Origin of the sequence: Nicoletella semolina, assembly GCF_004345745.1 — a bacterium.
Classification (GTDB): domain Bacteria; phylum Pseudomonadota; class Gammaproteobacteria; order Enterobacterales; family Pasteurellaceae; genus Nicoletella; species Nicoletella semolina.
This window is the reverse complement of sequence record NZ_SLXJ01000006.1, coordinates 31,935-51,024: the sequence shown is the minus strand read 5'-3', so window position 1 is coordinate 51,024 and position 19,090 is coordinate 31,935. Positions and strand designations below refer to the sequence as shown.

The following is a 19,090-nucleotide window of genomic DNA, read 5'->3' as shown; positions in this document are numbered from 1 at the left end:
CATAAAATGACAATAAAAACAGCAGCACAATCGCTTTCAGAGATTAAATTGCCTTACAAATTGATCCCTTTTATGCGGTATCGTTTTATCGCATTTGGATTTTCTATCATTGTTACGCTCCTTTGCATATTTTGTATTGCAACTAAGGGGTTTAACTGGGGATTAGATTTTACTGGAGGCACCGTCATTGAGACGAATTTCTCTCAAGCGGCTGATTTAAATAAAATTCGCACAATGCTTGATGAAAATGGCTATCACAGTGCTTTGGTACAGACGTTTGGTGGACAAAAAGATATAATGATTCGCCTACCCGCATCAGCAGGTGATATGACACTTGGCAACAAAGTGATGGATCTTATCCACCAACATATTGATACAGGTGCAAAAATTCAAAGTATTGAGTTTGTTGGACCAAATGTAGGAGAAGAACTGACTCAAGGGGCGATTTATGCCACACTTGCGACGTTAGGTATGCTACTACTTTATGTGGGAGTTCGTTTTGAATGGCGTTTAGCTGTTGGTGGAATCTTGGCACTCTTTCACGATGTAATGGTTACTATTGGACTTTTTTCATTTCTACAAATAGAAATTGATCTTACCTTTGTTGCCGCTATTTTATCGGTAGTAGGTTATTCTCTCAATGATAGTATCGTAGTGTTTGACCGAGTACGAGAAAATTTTCCTAAAATACGCCGAGCAAGCCCAGCAGAGGTAATTGATGTATCATTAAGCCAAACACTGTCTCGTACTTTAATGACTTCCGTTACCACACTTTTTGTTGTATTTGCCTTGTACTGGCTAGGCGGTCCAACCTTGCATAGTTTCTCTTTGGCGTTGCTAATTGGAATTGGTTTTGGCACTTATTCATCTATTTATGTCGCAGTAGGGCTTGCACTACAGCTTGGACTGGAACGAGAACATATGATACAGCCTGTCGTAGAAAAAGAAGGGCAAGATCAAGATTCTCTCTCTCATTATTGATAGTAGATTAACTCCATCTCAATTTCCCCTCACTTCTAAAGTGTAGGGGATTTCATTGCCTTCTATTCTCCGATTTCTGGAGTAGTCAATAAAAAATTTACAATAATAATCTCACCAAAATCTGTTTATATATTTCGCCACATTTGGCTAAATCATTCACATCTATACATTCATTGACTTTATGGATTGTGCAATTAAGTGGTCCGAATTCCACCACTTCCGCTCCCATTAATGCAATAAAACGTCCATCTGATGTACCGCCGCCTGTGTCTAAGCGTGGTGTAATTTTTGCCACACTTTTAACCGCTTGTATGGTTGCATTAACTAGTTTTCCTTTGCCTGATAAAAATGGCTTACCTGATAAATGCCAGCTAATTTCGTGTTCTAGCTCATATTTATTGAGCAATTCAGAAACTTTTTCTTGAATGAAGATATCACTAATTTCAGTACAATAACGTAAATTAAATTGCACATAAAGCTCAGCAGGAATGACATTATTACTGCCTGTACCTGCGTGGATATTGGCAATTTGTAGGCTAGTAGGTGGGAAAAATTCGTTACCATTATCCCATTGATAGGTGGTTAATTCGTTTAAAAAAGCAAGTGATTTATGTATTGGGTTCGTTGCTAAATGTGGGTAAGCAACGTGCCCTTGCACGCCTTTAATATGCAACTCTGCAGTGATTGATCCTCGCCGACCATTCTTTACGATATCACCCAGCTGCTCGTTACTTGATGGCTCACCCACTATACAATAGTGAATCGGCTCACCTCGTGCCATAAGCGTTTCCACGACTTTCACTGTCCCATCTTTTGCAGCAGCTTCCTCATCAGAGGTGATAAGCAGTGCAATAGTCCCTTGGTGGTTTGGGTTGGCTTTTACAAATTCTTCTGCGGCAACTACCATTGCAGATAAAGAACCTTTCATATCCGCCGCTCCTCGTCCGTACAGCAAGTTATCAACAATTTTGGCATCAAAAGGAGGATAATTCCATTGGCTTTCATCGCCAACGGGTACAACATCAGTGTGTCCAGCAAAAGCTATCACAGGCTCACCTGTACCGTGTTTTGCCCATAAATTTAGCGTATTGCCAAAAGGTAGCCATTCAATACTAAAACCTTGTTTTTCCAATCGTTCAGCTATTAATTTCTGGCACCCCTCGTCATTCGGGCTGATGGAAGGGCGGTGGATAAGGGTTTGAGCAAGCTCAATGATGGTTTGTTTCATACTATTCCTTTTTTCTATGCTGATTAGCTAGCCAATCTGTCTTTCCCACATTTAAGAGTAAGTACAAGATGAGAGCAAAAACACTTACGTCCTATTCCAAACACAATGTCTCTTCGTATTGTTTAACATCAAAACCAATCAATGCGATACCGTCTTGTAGAATAATTGGGCGTTTAATTAATGTCGGTTGTTCAATCAATACTAGTAATGCATTTTCACGATTGAAATTTTGCTTTACTGTTTCATCTAAATTTCGCCACGTTGTCGAACGTCTGTTTATTAGTTGTTCCCAGCCAAATGCTATTTCTGCACACTGTAAAAAATCAATAGTTAAGCCGTTTACACGGTAATCATGTAGTTCGTGTTCGATATTGTTATCTGCTAGCCATTTCAAGGCTTTTTTAACCGTATCGCAATTCTTAATACCATAAACTGTAATCATATTTTTCCCTTATTTTCTGTTTTAAACACTAGGCTTCCATCATTGCTTGCCAAATTTTTAGAGCCTCTGCTGTTTCAGCGACATCGTGTACTCGTACAATTTTTGCCCCTTTTTGCACCGCTAGCAATGCACCTGTAACAGAACCAATCATACGCTGCTCTACTGGTTTATCTAATACCGTACCGATCATTGATTTACGAGATAAGCCAACTAGCACAGGGTAACCTGATTCGGTAAATGTCGAGAGATGTTTTAATAATTGGAAATTGTGTTGCACACTTTTACCAAAACCAAACCCTACATCAATAATAATATTTTTTTCGGAAATACCTGCTTTCTGACAATGGTAAAGATGGCTTTTCAAAAAAGCTGCCACCTCGTCTACTACGTTATCGTAATAAGGTGCGTTCTGCATAGTTTGTGGATTGCCTTGCATATGCATTAAACAGACGGGTAATTGGAGTTCAACCGCAGTTTTTAACGCATTAGGCTCAGTTAAAGCACGCACATCATTGAGAATATCCGCCCCAACAATAGCAGATTGTTTAAATACTTCAGCTTTAGAACTATCGACCGAAATTAGGCAATCAAAACGCTGTCGTACAGCTTCAACTAGTGGCACAACCCGCTCTAGTTCTTGTTCTAATGTAATGATGGCAGCATTAGGGCGTGTTGATTCTCCTCCAATATCAATAATATTCGCTCCGTCATTAATCATCTTTTCGACTTGAAATAATGCCTTATCCAAGCTAAAAAATTTGCCTGAATCAGAAAATGAATCAGGTGTAAAATTCAAAATGCCCATAATGTTGGGTTGTGTGAGATCAAGTAAGCGGTCTCTTTGTTGATAATTTTTGAAATGAATCTTCATTTTATGGCTCAGGTTTTATCGTGTAGTTTTTCTTTTTATCGCTCTGCTCTTAATGTGGCGATAACGGATTTTAAGGTGCTGTCTAACGGAGCGGTAATGACCATTGGCTCACCTGTTTTGGGGTGTTCAATACGAATAGCGTAAGCGTGAAGAAATAAACGCTGTAAGCCCACATCTTTCATTTTTTGATCAAATTCACTGTCGCCATATTTATCATCTAATGCAATGGGGTGTCCAGCATATTGGGTATGTACACGAATTTGGTGAGTCCGACCTGTTACTGGCGAGGCCTTGATTAAAGTTGCATTTATATAACGCTCTTCAATGCTAAAACGAGTTTCAGATGGCTTACCTGCTTCATTGACTTTCACAATACGCTCGCCACTTGCCAATTCATTCTTTAATAGTGGAGCTTTGATCACTTTTACATGCGATTGCCATTGTCCTCGTACCAACGCAAGATACTCTTTCTTGACGGTTTTTTCTCGTAACTGTTCGTGTAAATTCCGCAGTGCTGAGCGTTTTTTTGCGACCAAAAGGATACCTGAAGTATCACGGTCAATGCGATGAACTAATTCAAGGAATTTTGCTTGAGGTCGTAACGCTCTTAATGCCTCTATCACACCAAAATTCAACCCACTACCACCGTGTACCGCAATCCCCGAAGGCTTATTGATCACAAGTATGACATCATCTTCATATAGAATATGTTTCTCAAGTGCTGCCACCTTAGTTAATTTGACCGAAATCGGTGCCTCATTTTTTTCTGCAACACGCACAGGCGGCACTCGCACGACATCATCTTCTTGCAGCTTGTAAGCTGGCTGGCTTCTGCCCTTATTTACACGCACTTCCCCCTTGCGAACAATGCGATAGATTAAGCTCTTTGGCACACCTTTTAACTTATTTAGCAAAAAATTGTCTAGACGTTGCCCAGCCTCATCATCGCAAATCGTAAAAAATTGTACGCTGGCATTTATTATTTTTTCAGAGCTTATTTTTTTTTCAAAATTTATCATTTTTTTAGACCGCTATTGTTATTGCACTATTCGTTCAATTATCTAGTTATATTATCACTTACCGTTACTGTCATATTTTTGGAAAATTTTCGCATAGAATATTAACATAAATTTTGCAACTAAGTTGTGTTAGAATGAGAGCCAATTTTTAATTTAAACAAGGATATAAAATGACTGAAACCGCCACTCAAACCACAGAAAAAACCTCTCAGATTGATGTTACACAAGCAATTTCTAAAGTCATAAAAAATAGCGAAGACTTTAGCTTTTCTACACTACTTAACGATTGGATTATTCCATACGGTACGAAAATTTTGATTGCGATTGCTATTTTTGTAGTAGGAAGATATTTGGCAAGAGTACTTAGCCGCTTAATCGGAAAAGCAGTCTTTTTATCAAGTGAAGATGCAATGTTAAAAAGTTTTGTTACTTCTATCGCTTATTTCTTATTCTTATTGATCGTTGTTATCGCATCACTTTCTCAACTCGGCATTAACACCAGTTCTCTTGTGGCATTAATTGGTGCGGCAGGTCTTGCTATCGGTTTAGCATTACAAAATTCATTACAAAATTTTGCTGCTGGCGTGATGATTTTAATCTTTAAACCATTCAATAAAGGCGATTTTATTGAGGCGGGTAGCGTATCTGGGTCAGTATTACAAATGGGGTTATTGATGCTAGAACTGCGTACAGGTGATAATAAAACGATTCTTGTTCCAAATGGCAAAGTATTTAGTGATAGCATTACAAACTACTCTCGCAATGAAACTCGTCGTATTGATTTTATTCTAGACATCAGCTACGAGGCAGATATTGAACAAGCTAAAACCATTGTACAACAAATCTTAGCTGAAGATGAACGAGTGTTAAATCAACCCGAGCCACTTGTTGCTGTGGGAGCATTAGCTGCAAATAGTGTACAGCTCTTCGTTCGCCCTTGGGTACAAACCAACAACTATTGGTCTGTTCACTATGACATTCTAGAAAAAATCAAAATAGCATTCGATAATGCAAATATTGGCATTCCGTACAATCAGCTAGATTTGCATTTCCCAGAAGATCAAATGATTAAGATTGAAAAGAAAGAACAAAAATAATACGCACGGACTTTTAAACACCCATAAACAAGTGGGTGTTTAAACCTAATTCGAGATCTAAAATGACAGTGCAATTAGTGAATGAAACCGACGATGATGGCAAATTTTTAGCACTTTGCCATAAGTGGCAACTCATACATAATGATACGGCAACACTCGCTTTAGTCCTCACGAAAGAGCGACTAGAGTTACGCAAACTTGATGAGCCTAAACTTGGCTCGATAGCCGTTGATTTTGTAAATGGAGCAATGGCACACCGCCGTAAATTTGGCGGCGGTCGAGCCGAAGCTGTTGCGAAGGCAATAGGGGTGAAAGGTAATCATTTTCCAAGTGTCATTGATGCTACTGCAGGATTAGGTAGAGATGCTTTTGTATTAGCTAGCATTGGCTGTAACGTCCTACTAGTAGAACGTAACCCTGTCGTCTGTGCATTACTAGAAGATGGCTTACAGCGTGCTTATTGTGATAGTGAAATTGGCGAATTTATGCAACAACGAATGACCTTATCACCAATGGGAAATATTGCATTGTTGGATTCTAGTAAAAAAGCAGATGTCGTCTATCTTGACCCAATGTATCCACATAAACAGAAAAGTGCATTAGTAAAAAAAGAGATGAGGGTTTTTCAGCATCTTGTTGGAGCGGATTTAGATGCAGATACCCTATTTCCCCCTGCGAAAAAATTAGCTTATAAACGAGTTGTCGTCAAACGACCCGATTACGCCGCATTTCTCGCAAATCAAAAACCTGACTTTAGCCAAACAACAAAAAACCACCGCTTTGATGTTTATTTATCTCATCAAAAATAACTTTTTACTCTCTACGTCATGTATATGTATTGCTACAGATTGCTTACATTAGTAGCCTTTTGTCAAATACAAGTTGTGTGTAAAATCAAAATCTCAGCAGTCATCAAAAATAGCTTCTAATTTTTAATATAAATCTCTTTCTTTTCTGTAGAAATTCGGTACTATGTGCCGCCTCAAATATGGCTATGTATGTAGAGCTGTTTTTTATTACAACAATCTATTTAACAACTTATATAACAACGTTTGAGCGTCTCCCAGCTTATCCTATGCTTGAGGTAGACAACACAAAAAAGCTGCAACGCTTTTTTTAATAAGTAGCGAGTCAAAATGCCCCAAGGCACCGAGTTTTTTAGAATTCGAGAGCTTAGGCTTCCTCCGCAAGGCACCCGACTTATTTTTTTAACCTCTTTATGAAGGTCTATCTAACCATGATAAAAATTCCAGTTAATCCTGTCTCACAAGCAACGAATGCTTATTACCTGCAACGTCAAAATGAAATGGAATCAAATGTTCGTAGCTACCCACGCAAGCTACCTTTAGCCATTGCTAAAGCACAAGGATGTTGGGTTACCGACGTTGAAGGCAATGAATATCTTGATTTCTTAGCAGGAGCAGGTACGTTAGCTTTAGGACATAATCACCCTGCAGTCGTTGAGGCGATTCAAGATGTTTTGACTAGCGGCTTGCCGTTGCATACCCTTGACTTAACTACACCATTAAAAGATGCATTTACTGCAGAATTGCTCTCTTTCTTCCCCAAAGATGAGTATTGCTTACAGTTCTGTGGACCCACTGGTGCTGATGGTACAGAAGCGGCGGTGAAACTTGCCAAAACTTACACAGGGCGTGGCAATGTCATCTCCTTTTCTGGCGGCTACCATGGTATGACGCATGGTTCGCTATCTATGACTGGCAATTTAAGTGCCAAAAATGCAGTACAAAATTTGATGGCTGGTGTCCAATTTATGCCATACCCACACGAATATCGCTGTCCATTTGGTATCGGTGGTGAAGCTGGGGCGAAAGCGGTTGAGCATTATTTTGAGAATTTTATTGAAGATGTTGAGAGCGGCGTGGTAAAACCTGCAGCAGTTATTTTAGAAGCTATTCAAGGCGAAGGTGGGGTTGTGCCTGCTCCGATCAGCTTCTTACAAAAAGTGCGTGAAGTTACGCAAAAGCACGGCATTTTAATGATTGTTGATGAAGTGCAAGCTGGTTTTTGTCGTTCAGGAAAAATGTTTGCCTTTGAGCATGCCAGCATTCAACCTGATATTGTGGTGATGTCAAAAGCAGTCGGCGGAAGTTTACCATTAGCTGTGTTAGCGATTAAAAAAGAATTTGATGCGTGGCAGCCTGCTGGGCACACTGGTACATTCCGTGGGAACCAGTTAGCAATGGCAACAGGTTATGCTTCATTAAAAGTGATGCGTGAAGAAAATCTCGCACAAAATGCCCAAGATCGTGGCGAGTATTTAAAATCCGCACTACAAGCGTTATCCACTGAATTCCCTTGCATTGGCAATGTGCGTGGTAAAGGGTTAATGCTAGGCCTTGATATTGTAGATGACCGTCAGTCTGCCGATCGCACAGGTGCCTTCCCTGCTGACGGAGAATTAGCAGTTGCAATCCAAAAAGCCTGCTTTGATAACAAATTGCTGTTAGAGCGTGGCGGACGTGGCGGCAATGTGGTGCGTGTGCTTTGTGCAGTTAATATCTCGCAAGCGGAATGTGAAGAAATGATCAAACGTTTCAAGCAATCTATCGCAGATGCCATGAAAGCGGTGCGTGGCTAATTAAGCAAGCGGTCGCTTTTTGTAAAAAAATGGCAAAATATGACCGCTCGCAGGGTGGCAAGAATACCCACCTTTGTTATATCGGAATGAATGTAGGGACGCAATGCTTGCGTCCTAAATTTCAAACAAAGACACACGCTGTGTATCCCTACAAAATACGGACAATAGAACATGACAGATATTTCAAAACACAAACAAGCCCTTTTCTGTAACGATCCTCAGTCAATTGCAGATTATGAGCAGGCAATGGCAGAGGCGGTGCAAGCGGTTAGTGCTTGGCTAAAAAATGAAAAAATGTACACAGGCGGTTCAATTCGACAAATGCGAGGATTGATCGAGAACTTTTCACCATCAAAGGAAGGTGTGGGCGTCCAAAATGCACTTGAAAATTTAGTTGAAATTTTTCTTAAGCCAAGCCTCAAAGTCCATCACCCACATTCATTAGCTCACCTACATTGTCCAACAATGGTTGCCAGCCAAATTGCCGAAGTGCTGATTAATGCGACCAATCAGTCAATGGATTCTTGGGATCAAAGTCCAGCAGGCTCAATTATGGAAGAGCATTTAATTAATTGGTTACGCCAAAAGGTAGGATATGGCCAAGGCACATCAGGGGTTTTTACCTCTGGCGGTACGCAGTCAAATCTAATGGGCGTGATGTTGGCTCGTGATTGGGCGATAGCGAAACATTGGCAAAATGCAGATGGCTCGGAATGGTCAGTACAACGTGATGGTATTCCAGCAGAAGCGATGACAAAAGTTAAAGTCATCTGTTCGGAAAACGCACACTTTTCCGTCCAAAAGAATATGGCGATGATGGGAATGGGTTTTCAATCCGTCATCACCGTGCCTTGTAACGACAATGCACAAATGGACACGGAGGCACTTGCAAAAATGATGGCGGATTTGACCGCTAGTGGCAACATTATTGCTTGCGTAGTGGCAACAGCTGGCACCACCGATGCAGGGGCAATTGACGACATCAAAAAAATCCGTGAGATTACCCATACCTATGGTGCGTGGCTACATATTGATGCAGCATGGGGGGGAGCGTTGTTGCTGTCAAAAGATTTCCGTCATTTGCTAGACGGCATTGAAGAAGCAGATTCGATTACGCTTGATTTTCATAAACATTATTTCCAGAGTATTTCGTGTGGGGCATTTTTGCTCAAAGAGGCAGAAAATTATCGTTTTATGGATTACAAGGCAGATTATCTCAATTCCGAATATGACGAAGCACACGGCGTGCCAAACTTGGTGGCGAAATCGCTCCAAACTACTCGCCGTTTTGACGCATTAAAATTGTGGTTCACCGTAGAGGCACTCGGCGAAGATCTCTACGCTTCAATGATTGATCACGGCGTAAAACTCACCAAAGAGGTGGAAAATTATATTAATATGGCTGATGAGCTAGAGATGCTCGTACCAAGCCAATTTGCCTCTGTCTTATTCCGTGTTGTGCCCAAAGGCTATCCAGCAGAATGGCTAGATACACTCAATCAAAACGTGGCAGATGAACTTTTTGCTCGTGGCGAAGCAAACATCGGCGTCACCAAAGTCGGTGATAAACAATCACTGAAAATGACCACCCTAAGTCCAATTGCAACATTAGAAAATGTGAAAGCATTGTTGACACTGGTACTCAATGAGGCAAATCGGATTAAAGATTCGATTGCCAACGGCACTTACGTGCCGCCAATTGATTAATTAAAAATAACAAACCGAGCGTCTCTACAGCGTTCGGTTTGTTTTTTCCGCTTGTTTCGGGAAATTATGCTTTTTCTAGCATCGCAATAATTTTAGTAAGATGGCTAATTTCTTTTTCCTTTTGGGCAAGCAACTCATCTTTATGAGCTAATAAATTGGTCTGATTGGCTAACTGAAGTTTGAGTTTTTCGATCTCAAATGCAAGTGCATCATTATTGCTGTAATTGGTATAAATGTAATCGCTATTATCATTCAAGCAGAAAAATACGCCTTTTTCGGTATCTACAAAGTCCGCCAGATTCATATTAAAAATTTGAGCTATCTGCACTAACTTATCATATTGCAATTTGGTATCGCCTCGCTCAATTTTGGCGTAGCCGCTCGGCGACATATTCATTTTTTCAGCCATTTCCTCTTGCGAAAATTGATTTAATTCTCTCAATAATCGGATTTTATCGTGCATCGCCATTGTGATGTTATTCCTTTCTCTTTAGGCAGATTTTGTCGAAATTAGGCAGTAACTGCCGTGTTTCTTTCTGTTGCTAATTATGTGTTTTATCTAAAATAATTGGGCATTTTGCAATCTCTTGCCAAATGCAACAAGTGTTATTTTCACATATTTAGAGGTCTTAAACTATGAAAAAATTACTTATTGCAACAGTATTAGCAGGTTTTACCGTTTCAGCCCAAGCGGAAGGTTGGTATGTACAGGGCGATTTAGGGTATTCAAACCTTGAATATGAAGGTATCCACGTCATTTCTGATTTTACTCAACGCATTAGTGCAGGTTATGATTGGGGAAATTGGCGTGCCGCAATTGACTACACGAATGTTGGTAAGTTAGGGCGTAGTGTAAGTAATGAGTATGCTTCTGCAAAGGTTTCAGCCAAAATTACATCGCTAGGAATTAGTACATTTTATAATTTTTATACAGACAAGCAATTTACTCCATACATCGGAGGACGCCTATCGTATAATGAACTTAAAGCAACTGTTTCAATAAATGGTCGCTATTCTGCTACAGGTAAAGGTAAAGTTAAAGGTAGTGTATCTGGTGTTGGTTTGTTAGGCGGAGTTCAATATGAGATACATAAGAATATTGATTTAAATTTAGGGATAGAATATAACCGCCCTTTACGATTATCAGAAGAAACTCACCAAGTTGGAGCAAATATAGGTTTACGTTATAACTTCTGATAGGCAATTCTACAAAAAATGATCTGCGATTGGATATATAATTTTTTGGTGGCGATGCAATTAACATAATTGAAAATATTAGCGTAACTAAATACAAACGGTAGGAGTGAAAAAAATCTTACCGTTTTTTGTAAGAAAACATTGATTTCTTCTCTATATTTGGCTTTAATGCTCCCCCAATTTTATTTTGTATAGTCAAAAATTAGCAAGAGGCATATTATGGCAGAAAGTTTTAGTGTTACCCGTCGTTTTTTTGATGATAAAAATTATCCTCGTGGCTTTTCTCGTCACGGAGATTACACCATTCGTGAATCACAATTATTAGAGCAGTTTGGACAGGCGTGTTTGGCATTGGAAAATGGCGAGCGTCAGGCCGTAACCGCGGAAGAAAAGCAATTTTTGGCTGTAGCAAAAGGTGAGCAAGAAGCACAAACCGCACTGGAAAAAGTGTGGATTAAATATCGCTCTCTAACAGGCAAAACGAAGCGTATTTATACATTATCTGGCGATGTAAGTGGCGATCTTTCTGGCACAGACGATTCCGAGTAAATACATTAGTAAATAACATATTAGAATAAGGGGAGTTTTCCCCTTACTTTTTTTCTTTGCCTTTATACTTTATCCTTATATTCCAAGATAGCTTTTTCAGCATTTCTTACTTGTTACCGATTAGACTTAGAAACCATAAACAATGAATTTACCTACCCACGACTATCCTCGATTACTTGCCAAAAAAACCGAAGAATTGACCGCTTACCTTAGCCGTTTTTCTGCACCGACTTTAGAGGTGTTTTCTTCTGATTTTGAACATTTCCGAATGCGTGCAGAATTCCGAATTTGGCACGAGCAAGGTGATCTGTTCCACGTGATGTTTGATCCGAAAACAAAACAACGTTATCGAGTGGATACATTTCCAATCGCAAGCCAATTGATTAATCAGATGATGCAAGTGCTGCTATCGGAAATTAAAGGAAATTCATTACTGACACAAAAATTATTCCAAATTGATTATTTAAGTACCTTAAGCGGACAAATTGCCATATCGCTGCTCTATCACAAAAAGCTGAGCGATGAATGGAAAGAAGAAGCTGTAAAATTAAGGCAAAAACTCACCGCTTTAGGTTTTAATTGCCAAATTATTGGACGAGCTACAAAGCAAAAAATAGCCCTAGATGAGGATTATGTTGAGGAAATATTGCCGATTGAGGGTAAAAATTACTACTATCGTCAAGTCGAAAATAGTTTCACCCAGCCTAACGGCAAAATGAATATAAAGATGCTAGAATGGGCGAGAAGTTGTACCGCAAACAGCAGTGGGGATTTATTGGAACTTTATTGCGGTAATGGAAACTTTTCTATTGCGTTAGCAAGTAATTTTCGTAAGGTATTGGCAACCGAAATTTCTAAATCTTCCGTCAGTTCCGCACAATATAACATTGAAAAAAATGGGGTTAAAAATCTTCAGATTATCCGAATGTCAGCAGAAGAATTTAGTCAAGCGATCAATGGTGAACGAGAGTTTTATCGTTTGCGAGGCATTGCGTTATCTGACTATGAATGCAACACCATTTTAGTTGATCCGCCTCGTGCGGGGTTGGATTCATACACCTTAAAGATGGTACAACAGTATGACCGTATTTTATATATTTCGTGTAACCCAGAAACTCTAGTTGAAAATTTAGAGCAGTTGTCCCATACACATCGCATTGAGCGTTGTGCGTTATTCGATCAATTCCCTTATACAGAGCATATAGAAAGCGGAGTTTGGCTAGTTAAACATTCATATGATGATGAAAAATAAAGCATTTAAGCATAATTAAGTCATACAGTGCTATTTTATGCTTGACCGATTTCAGGCTTATCTATATCATCTCAACCGTTTTCAGCGGAGGAATGGCAGAGCGGTTGAATGCACCGGTCTTGAAAACCGGCGAGGGTTAACGCCCTCCGTGAGTTCGAATCTCACTTCCTCCGCCACTGAATTTAGGCCTGTTGATAGAAATTTTATCAGCAGGCTTTCTATCTAAATAGAAATAATCAAAGATTTATATTGCATCAACTCGGAGGAATGGCAGAGCGGTTGAATGCACCGGTCTTGAAAACCGGCGAGGGTTAACGCCCTCCGTGAGTTCGAATCTCACTTCCTCCGCCATATTTAAGCCGATAGCTTCTACTATCGGCTTTATTTTTTTATGTTCAAAAAACATATCGTATTAAAAAATTATCGATCAGCTATCTTTAAAACGTCAATAATATGCACCTATTTTTTAAACAAAATGAAGGAGGTACTATGAGCTGCTATATTCCACCGAAAATTTGGCAATGGGAACAATCCAGTGGCGGGACATTCTCAGGGATGAATCGTCCTATTTCGGGAGCGAGATTTGAACAATCCTTACCTAAAGGCACAAAACCATTACAGCTCTACTCTCTCGGCACACCCAATGGCGTAAAAATTACCATTATGTTGGAAGAATTACGTGAGTTAGGTATAGCAGGTATTGATTATGATTTATTCAAGATCGATATTCGAAATGGCGAGCAATTTGGTTCTGAGTTTGTGAATCTTAACCCCAATTCTAAAATTCCAGTATTGCTAGATCAAAGTATTTCACCTGCACAGCCTGTCTTTGAATCTGGAGCTATTTTGCTTTATCTGGCCGAAAAATTTAGTGTATTACTTCCCACAGCATTAGCTAAACGTACAGAGTGCTTATCTTGGCTATTTTGGCAAATGGCAAGCACACCTTATTTAGGCGGAGGGTTAGGGCATTTTTATCACTACGCACCTGAAAAATTAGAATACCCAATTAATCGTTTTGCAATGGAGATAAAACGCCAACTTGATCTGCTAGACAAGCATTTAGCTGAACGTACCTTTATCTGTGGCGATGAGTATAGTATTGCAGATATTGCAATTTGGTCTTGGTATGGACAAGTAGCGTTAGGTATCAGTTCTTATAATCTCACTGAATTTTTAGAGACAGATTCGTATAAAAACTTGATCCGTTGGTCAGAACAAATTTACCAACGCCCAGCCGTGGTTCGAGGTAAAAACGTAGAATACTTACCGATTATTTGATTGCTACATAAGCGTAAAACACATTTTCGAACGATCTAGATAACATCAAGACTTTTATCAACGTAAAGTGTTCAAATGAGGAAAGTCATTGAGTTATTTTGAATAATCTCTAAAACGTTAAGAATATAGGAATAAGATGAATGTAGAAAAAATGCCCACAATTAATTGTGGGCATTTTCAACGAAGAATTAAATAAAATATTTAATTACATAGTGATTTGTTTTTCACCTTGAACTTGAAGCTCTACACGGCGATCTGGTGCTAAACAAGCGATAAGTGCTTTACGACCTTTCACTGTATCACAAGTATGACCAGTTACAGGATTTGCTTCACCATAACCTACTGCAGTTACATTTGCAGGGTTTACACCTTTAGAAACGATGTAGTTAGCAACAGTTTCAGCACGACGTTGTGAAAGTTTTAAGTTAGCTGCTTCGCTACCAATACGGTCAGTATAACCGCTTACTTGAACTGACGGACTATTGATACCTAATTTACTGATTTCATCATTGACTGAATCTAATACTTGTTGCCCTGATAATGCTAAATCAGCCTTACCAAAGGCGAATAATACATCAGAGTTAAAGGCAAAACTTTTGTTAATTACTTCAGGTGCAGCAACTGCTACTGGATCTGAACCTTGTCCGAAACGGTAAACTAAGCCTAAAGATACAGAGTGTGAATCTGGGCTATATTTAACGTTGGTAGTTCCATTTGCTTTCTGAACAGCTTTCTCAAAATTACCTACACGGCGTAACCATTGATATTCAGTACGTAATGATAATTCTGGAAGAATGGCGTATTCAACACCACCACCTACACCTAAAGAAGTTCTTAAAGTATGGTATTTGTCAGCTTGAGAGCCGTCTAAATTATAATTTTTGTAGTCATTGCGTACTAACACTGCACTTACTTTTGCAAATAGATCTAGACCTTTTGCAACTTCAACACTTGGTTTTAAGCTCAAATGAGCACCGTGTGCGGAGTGCTTAAATATTACAACTGATTCATCTTTTGCGTTTTTCTCGCTGAGGCGAACACGACCTAAATCATCGTAACCGATCTCTAGAGCAAGGTTATCAATGATTTGATAACCACCAAATACACCGTACGTCACAGCATGGCGATTAACACTGTAACCTTTAAACCCATCTTGACCTTTAACATTTACAGTGTTAAAGCGTGAATCTGTTGCATATTTAGAGTTAAATTGGTTGATATCGTTATGAAAGTTTGTCCAACCTGCTTTAGCACCCACATAGAAAGTATTTGCTTTTGGTGCAGCTTGTGCTACTGATGCTACGGCTAAACCAGATACTGCTAATGCAATAATAGTTTTTTTCATTTTTGATGATCCTCTTATAATCGTCATCGAATTAAACAAATTTCTTAACATCAATTGTTAAGACTTCACTTCGCCTTCTATCCCAAATAGAAGCTATTTCAAAGCTTGATAAGAGAGTTAGAAAGTTGAAACTTAATAAATATTCTACTAGAAAAATTGTCAAATACAAGAGAACTTTTCTAGTATCGTATTGTCTTGCAAATCAACGCTGGTTTGTATTATCTAAACAATTAGATAATACTAAAGCTCTTCTTCTGATTATCCCACAAAAATTCTACTTTGCATTCACTAAAATGTAAGGGATTGTAAAGAAATGTTTTTTTATGATTGCAACAAATGCTGAATGCTATAATATTTTCCAACATTAAACAGTATATTATTACTAAAAAGCAGGCGACTGTTTGAATAAAGAAACTTATGATCCCAAAACTTTCTCAAGTTCCACAACTTAGCCCAATCGTTGCAGATTTTTTACAAGAACTCACCGCTCAACAATTTGAGGGAGATATTGCTTCAAGTTATGCAGACCGCCTTTCGCTTGCCACAGATAACAGCGTGTATCAGCAATTACCGCAAGCCATTTTATTTCCTAAAACGGTTAGCGATGTGGTGACTGCGACTAAATTAGCTCAGCTTAAGCCATACCAATCATTGACATTCACACCACGAGGGGGAGGGACAGGTACAAATGGGCAATCGCTTAATAATAATATCATTATTGATCTTTCTCGCCATCTCAATGAAATTCTTGAACTTAATGTAGAAGAGCGTTGGGTAAGGGTACAAGCTGGCGTCATCAAAGATCAGCTCAATCAATTCCTTAAGCCTCACGGTTTATTTTTCTCGCCTGAACTGTCCACTAGTAATCGAGCAACAATTGGCGGTATGATTAATACTGATGCATCAGGCCAAGGCTCTTTACAATATGGAAAAACCTCCGATCACGTTTTAGCACTGAAATCCGTGTTAATCAATGGCGAAATACTTGAAACACAAGCGGTGAAATCCAGTGAATTTTTTGCAAACATTGAACGTTTAAATCTCACTGAAATGGGTAAAAGGCTACACGAGCAAGTGTTTACTCGTACCCAAGCACTTCGCCATACAGTACTGCACGAGCTACCGCAACTTAACCGTTTTCTGACAGGCTATGATCTGAAGAATGTATTTAACGATGATGAAAGCGAATTTAATCTCACTCGTATTCTAACTGGCTCTGAAGGCTCATTAGCGTTTATTTGTGAAGCCAAGCTCAATTTGTTACCTCTGCCCACATATCGCACGCTGATTAACGTGAAATACAATTCCTTTGATGCCGCATTACGAGCCGCTCCTTTTATGCTGCAAGCGAAAGCACTCTCAGTGGAAACAGTGGATTCCAAGGTACTCAATTTGGCAAAACAAGACATTATTTGGCATTCCGTGTCTAACCTGCTTACCGAAGATCCCAATAACCCTATTTTAGGTATTAATATCGTTGAATATGCAGGCTATGATCAAACATTAATTGAAGGACGAGTTAAAGCCATCACGGAAGCATTGGATGAAAAATTGGCAGATTCCACCAGCGGTCTAATTGGCTATCAACTTTGTACTGATCTTGATTCAATTGACAAAATTTATGCAATGCGGAAAAAAGCGGTTGGACTACTTGGAAATGCGAAAGGGTGGGCAAAGCCTATTGCATTCGTAGAGGATACTTGCGTACCACCTGAAAATCTTGCCGATTATATCAAGGAATTCCGCCACCTATTAGACCAACACGGCTTAGAATACGGTATGTTTGGGCACGTTGATGCTGGCGTATTACACGTTCGTCCTGCATTAGATTTAACTGACCGCACACAGGTACAAAAATTCAAAGCTATCTCTGATCAAGTGGTTGAACTTACCGCAAAATATGGCGGCTTAATTTGGGGAGAACACGGCAAAGGAATGCGATCAGTGTATGGTGAAACGTTCTTCGGCAAAACATTATGGCAAGAACTGCGTTATATCAAACAGCTTTTCGATCCACATAACCGCCTTAACCCAGGGAAAATTTGTACGCCTCTCAACAGTAATGCCAGTCTTTACCCAATTGATTCGACAATGCGGGCTGATTTTGATCGCCAGATTCCGATCAGTGTGCGTGAAGAGTTCAAAGGAGCAATGAATTGTAATGGCAACGGTTTATGTTTTAATTTTGATGTGCATAGCACAATGTGTCCATCAATGAAGGTCTCAGGGAATCGTCTATTTTCACCTAAAGGACGTGCGACCTTGATGCGTGAGTGGTTAAGATTATTGACTGAACAAAATGTTTCACCACAAACGCTTATTTTTGATAAGGCAAAAAAATCGGCAAAATTAGTCGAATTTGTTGCTAAAATACGTCATTCTTGGCGAAAAAATCAAGAATACGACTTTTCCCACGAGGTTAAAGCAGCAATGGATACTTGTCTTGCTTGCAAGGCTTGTGCCAGTCAGTGTCCTATCAAAATTGATGTTCCCACCTTCCGATCACAATTTAATGAGTTGTATCATCGCCGCTACCTACGTCCTGCGAAGGATTACATTGTAGCAAACCTCGAATTTATCGCGCCAACAATGGCAAAAGCACCTCGCTTTTTTAATTTCTTTAGCAATTCAAATCTCGCTGAAAAAGTAGCTAATCGCACCATCGGTATGACGGATTTACCTGCCTTGTCTGCTCCAAATTTACAGCAACAACTCGTTAAAATAGGCTACCAAAACAACACCTTAGAGCAACTTGAGCAGCAAGCAAGCGGTGAAAAATCAGCAGAATTTTACAAAACAGTACTCGTGGTACAAGATCCTTTCACCTCATTTTATGATGCAAAAGTTGTTGCAGATTTTGTGCAATTAATACGAAAATTAGGCTTTCGTCCTGTTGTGCTACCATTTAAACCAAGTGGCAAAGCACAACACATCAAAGGCTTTCTAACACAATTTGCCAAAACCGCACAGCAGCAAGCCGATTTTCTAAATCGTATAGCGGAACTCGGTTTACCAATGGTGGGTGTTGATCCTGCGTTAGTACTTATTTACCGTGATGAGTATCGCCATATTCTCCAACAACATCGAGGTAATTTTAGCGTATTACTCGCACACGAATGGCTAGAAAAACAACTGATAAGCGGTCAAATTGACAATAAATTTTGCAAAAAAATAGATAGCATAGACCGCTCACCGTGGTATTTATTGGCACACTGCACAGAATCTACTATGCTTCCTAATTCAGGGCGTGTGTGGCAAACAATTTTTGCTCATTTTGGGGAAATCTTAAGCCACGAAAATGTTGGGTGCTGTGGAATGGCAGGAACATTTGGACACGAAATTAAACACCTTGCAATGTCAAAAGCAATCTATCAACAATCGTGGCAAGTAAAGTTGGAAAACAAACCGCTAGAACGCTGCTTAGCGACAGGCTACTCCTGCCGTTCACAAGTTAAGCGGTTTGAGAAGTATTCAATAAAACACCCAATTCAGGCATTGTTGGAAATTGTGCAATAGTAT

The 19,090-nt window shown here is 39.4% G+C and carries 16 protein-coding genes and 2 tRNA genes; 12 read left to right on the top strand and 6 right to left on the bottom strand.

Going from position 1 to position 19,090, the window contains the following annotated elements; translation table 11 throughout:
• Positions 1-6 precede the first annotated feature (6 nt).
• A complete protein-coding gene (secF, locus tag EV693_RS05100) occupies positions 7-981 on the top strand; it encodes a protein translocase subunit SecF (protein ID WP_132501299.1) in 975 nt (324 codons plus the stop codon).
• A gap of 97 nt (positions 982-1,078) precedes the next feature.
• Here the strand turns inward: secF and dapE are convergent, their stop codons facing one another.
• The 4 genes from dapE to rluC form a co-directional block, all read right to left on the bottom strand.
• Entirely contained in the window at positions 1,079-2,209 is a 1,131-nt protein-coding gene (dapE, locus tag EV693_RS05095) for a succinyl-diaminopimelate desuccinylase (RefSeq protein WP_132501298.1), read from the bottom strand.
• Positions 2,210-2,300: 91 nt separating this feature from the next.
• Positions 2,301-2,651: an ArsC family reductase gene (locus EV693_RS05090; protein ID WP_132501297.1), complete on the bottom strand. Its 351-nt coding sequence runs from the start codon at positions 2,649-2,651 to the stop codon at positions 2,301-2,303.
• A gap of 28 nt (positions 2,652-2,679) precedes the next feature.
• Complete coding sequence (folP, locus tag EV693_RS05085) at positions 2,680-3,522, bottom strand: dihydropteroate synthase (protein WP_132501296.1); 843 nt, start codon at positions 3,520-3,522, stop codon at positions 2,680-2,682.
• Between the two features lie 35 nt (positions 3,523-3,557).
• Complete coding sequence (gene rluC, locus EV693_RS05080) at positions 3,558-4,520, bottom strand: 23S rRNA pseudouridine(955/2504/2580) synthase RluC (protein ID WP_132501359.1); 963 nt, start codon at positions 4,518-4,520, stop codon at positions 3,558-3,560.
• 191 nt (positions 4,521-4,711) lie between these two features.
• Here rluC and EV693_RS05075 point away from each other — a divergent pair, with 191 nt between their 5' ends.
• The 4 genes from EV693_RS05075 (at position 4,712) to ddc (ending at position 9,947) form a co-directional block, all read left to right on the top strand.
• Complete coding sequence (locus tag EV693_RS05075; protein WP_132501295.1) at positions 4,712-5,638, top strand: mechanosensitive ion channel family protein; 927 nt, start codon at positions 4,712-4,714, stop codon at positions 5,636-5,638.
• A 62-nt stretch (positions 5,639-5,700) separates the two neighbouring features.
• Positions 5,701-6,447, top strand: coding sequence for a class I SAM-dependent methyltransferase (locus EV693_RS05070; protein WP_132501294.1), 747 nt, complete (start codon positions 5,701-5,703; stop codon positions 6,445-6,447).
• A gap of 428 nt (positions 6,448-6,875) precedes the next feature.
• Positions 6,876-8,240, top strand: coding sequence for a diaminobutyrate--2-oxoglutarate transaminase (locus EV693_RS05065; RefSeq protein ID WP_132501293.1), 1,365 nt, complete (start codon positions 6,876-6,878; stop codon positions 8,238-8,240).
• A 171-nt stretch (positions 8,241-8,411) separates the two neighbouring features.
• Positions 8,412-9,947 (top strand): L-2,4-diaminobutyrate decarboxylase, encoded by a 1,536-nt coding sequence (gene ddc / locus EV693_RS05060; protein WP_132501292.1) that lies wholly within the window; start codon positions 8,412-8,414, stop codon positions 9,945-9,947.
• A gap of 64 nt (positions 9,948-10,011) precedes the next feature.
• On the opposite strand, the gene EV693_RS05055 is transcribed toward ddc, so the two are convergent.
• Positions 10,012-10,416 carry a helix-turn-helix domain-containing protein gene (locus EV693_RS05055; protein WP_132501291.1) on the bottom strand — a complete coding sequence of 135 codons (405 nt, stop codon included), beginning with the start codon at positions 10,414-10,416 and terminating at the stop codon, positions 10,012-10,014.
• 167 nt (positions 10,417-10,583) lie between these two features.
• Between EV693_RS05055 and EV693_RS05050 the strand changes: the two genes are divergently transcribed.
• The 6 genes from EV693_RS05050 (at position 10,584) to yghU (ending at position 14,226) form a co-directional block, all read left to right on the top strand.
• Complete coding sequence (locus EV693_RS05050; RefSeq protein ID WP_132501290.1) at positions 10,584-11,144, top strand: opacity family porin; 561 nt, start codon at positions 10,584-10,586, stop codon at positions 11,142-11,144.
• Between the two features lie 219 nt (positions 11,145-11,363).
• Positions 11,364-11,693, top strand: coding sequence for a MaoP family protein (locus EV693_RS05045; protein ID WP_132501289.1), 330 nt, complete (start codon positions 11,364-11,366; stop codon positions 11,691-11,693).
• Between the two features lie 142 nt (positions 11,694-11,835).
• Positions 11,836-12,945 carry a tRNA (uridine(54)-C5)-methyltransferase TrmA gene (gene trmA / locus EV693_RS05040; protein WP_132501288.1) on the top strand — a complete coding sequence of 370 codons (1,110 nt, stop codon included), beginning with the start codon at positions 11,836-11,838 and terminating at the stop codon, positions 12,943-12,945.
• 86 nt (positions 12,946-13,031) lie between these two features.
• A tRNA-Ser gene (locus EV693_RS05035) sits at positions 13,032-13,121 on the top strand.
• A gap of 85 nt (positions 13,122-13,206) precedes the next feature.
• Positions 13,207-13,296, top strand: a tRNA-Ser gene (locus EV693_RS05030).
• Between the two features lie 138 nt (positions 13,297-13,434).
• The gene (gene yghU, locus EV693_RS05025; RefSeq protein WP_132501287.1) at positions 13,435-14,226 is read left to right on the top strand and encodes a glutathione-dependent disulfide-bond oxidoreductase; all 792 of its coding nucleotides are present in this window, start codon (positions 13,435-13,437) and stop codon (positions 14,224-14,226) included.
• A 205-nt stretch (positions 14,227-14,431) separates the two neighbouring features.
• On the opposite strand, the gene ompA is transcribed toward yghU, so the two are convergent.
• Complete coding sequence (gene ompA, locus EV693_RS05020; RefSeq protein WP_132501286.1) at positions 14,432-15,571, bottom strand: porin OmpA; 1,140 nt, start codon at positions 15,569-15,571, stop codon at positions 14,432-14,434.
• A gap of 417 nt (positions 15,572-15,988) precedes the next feature.
• On the opposite strand from ompA, the gene ydiJ reads away from it, so the two are divergent.
• Entirely contained in the window at positions 15,989-19,087 is a 3,099-nt protein-coding gene (gene ydiJ / locus EV693_RS05015; protein WP_132501285.1) for a D-2-hydroxyglutarate dehydrogenase YdiJ, read from the top strand.
• Positions 19,088-19,090 lie beyond the last annotated feature (3 nt).

Bases quoted from the DNA above. Each gene is read 5' to 3' on its own strand.
- EV693_RS05055 (WP_132501291.1), bottom strand. From the start codon at position 10,416: ATGGCGATGCACGATAAAATCCGATTATTGAGAGAATTAAATCAATTT.
- secF (WP_132501299.1), top strand. From the start codon at position 7: ATGACAATAAAAACAGCAGCACAATCGCTTTCAGAGATTAAATTGCCT.
- ydiJ (WP_132501285.1), top strand. From the start codon at position 15,989: ATGATCCCAAAACTTTCTCAAGTTCCACAACTTAGCCCAATCGTTGCA.
- trmA (WP_132501288.1), top strand. From the start codon at position 11,836: ATGAATTTACCTACCCACGACTATCCTCGATTACTTGCCAAAAAAACC.
- yghU (WP_132501287.1), top strand. From the start codon at position 13,435: ATGAGCTGCTATATTCCACCGAAAATTTGGCAATGGGAACAATCCAGT.
- ompA (WP_132501286.1), bottom strand. From the start codon at position 15,571: ATGAAAAAAACTATTATTGCATTAGCAGTATCTGGTTTAGCCGTAGCA.
- EV693_RS05065 (WP_132501293.1), top strand. From the start codon at position 6,876: ATGATAAAAATTCCAGTTAATCCTGTCTCACAAGCAACGAATGCTTAT.
- folP (WP_132501296.1), bottom strand. From the start codon at position 3,522: ATGAAGATTCATTTCAAAAATTATCAACAAAGAGACCGCTTACTTGAT.
- EV693_RS05050 (WP_132501290.1), top strand. From the start codon at position 10,584: ATGAAAAAATTACTTATTGCAACAGTATTAGCAGGTTTTACCGTTTCA.
- EV693_RS05090 (WP_132501297.1), bottom strand. From the start codon at position 2,651: ATGATTACAGTTTATGGTATTAAGAATTGCGATACGGTTAAAAAAGCC.
- EV693_RS05045 (WP_132501289.1), top strand. From the start codon at position 11,364: ATGGCAGAAAGTTTTAGTGTTACCCGTCGTTTTTTTGATGATAAAAAT.
- ddc (WP_132501292.1), top strand. From the start codon at position 8,412: ATGACAGATATTTCAAAACACAAACAAGCCCTTTTCTGTAACGATCCT.
- EV693_RS05075 (WP_132501295.1), top strand. From the start codon at position 4,712: ATGACTGAAACCGCCACTCAAACCACAGAAAAAACCTCTCAGATTGAT.
- dapE (WP_132501298.1), bottom strand. From the start codon at position 2,209: ATGAAACAAACCATCATTGAGCTTGCTCAAACCCTTATCCACCGCCCT.
- EV693_RS05070 (WP_132501294.1), top strand. From the start codon at position 5,701: ATGACAGTGCAATTAGTGAATGAAACCGACGATGATGGCAAATTTTTA.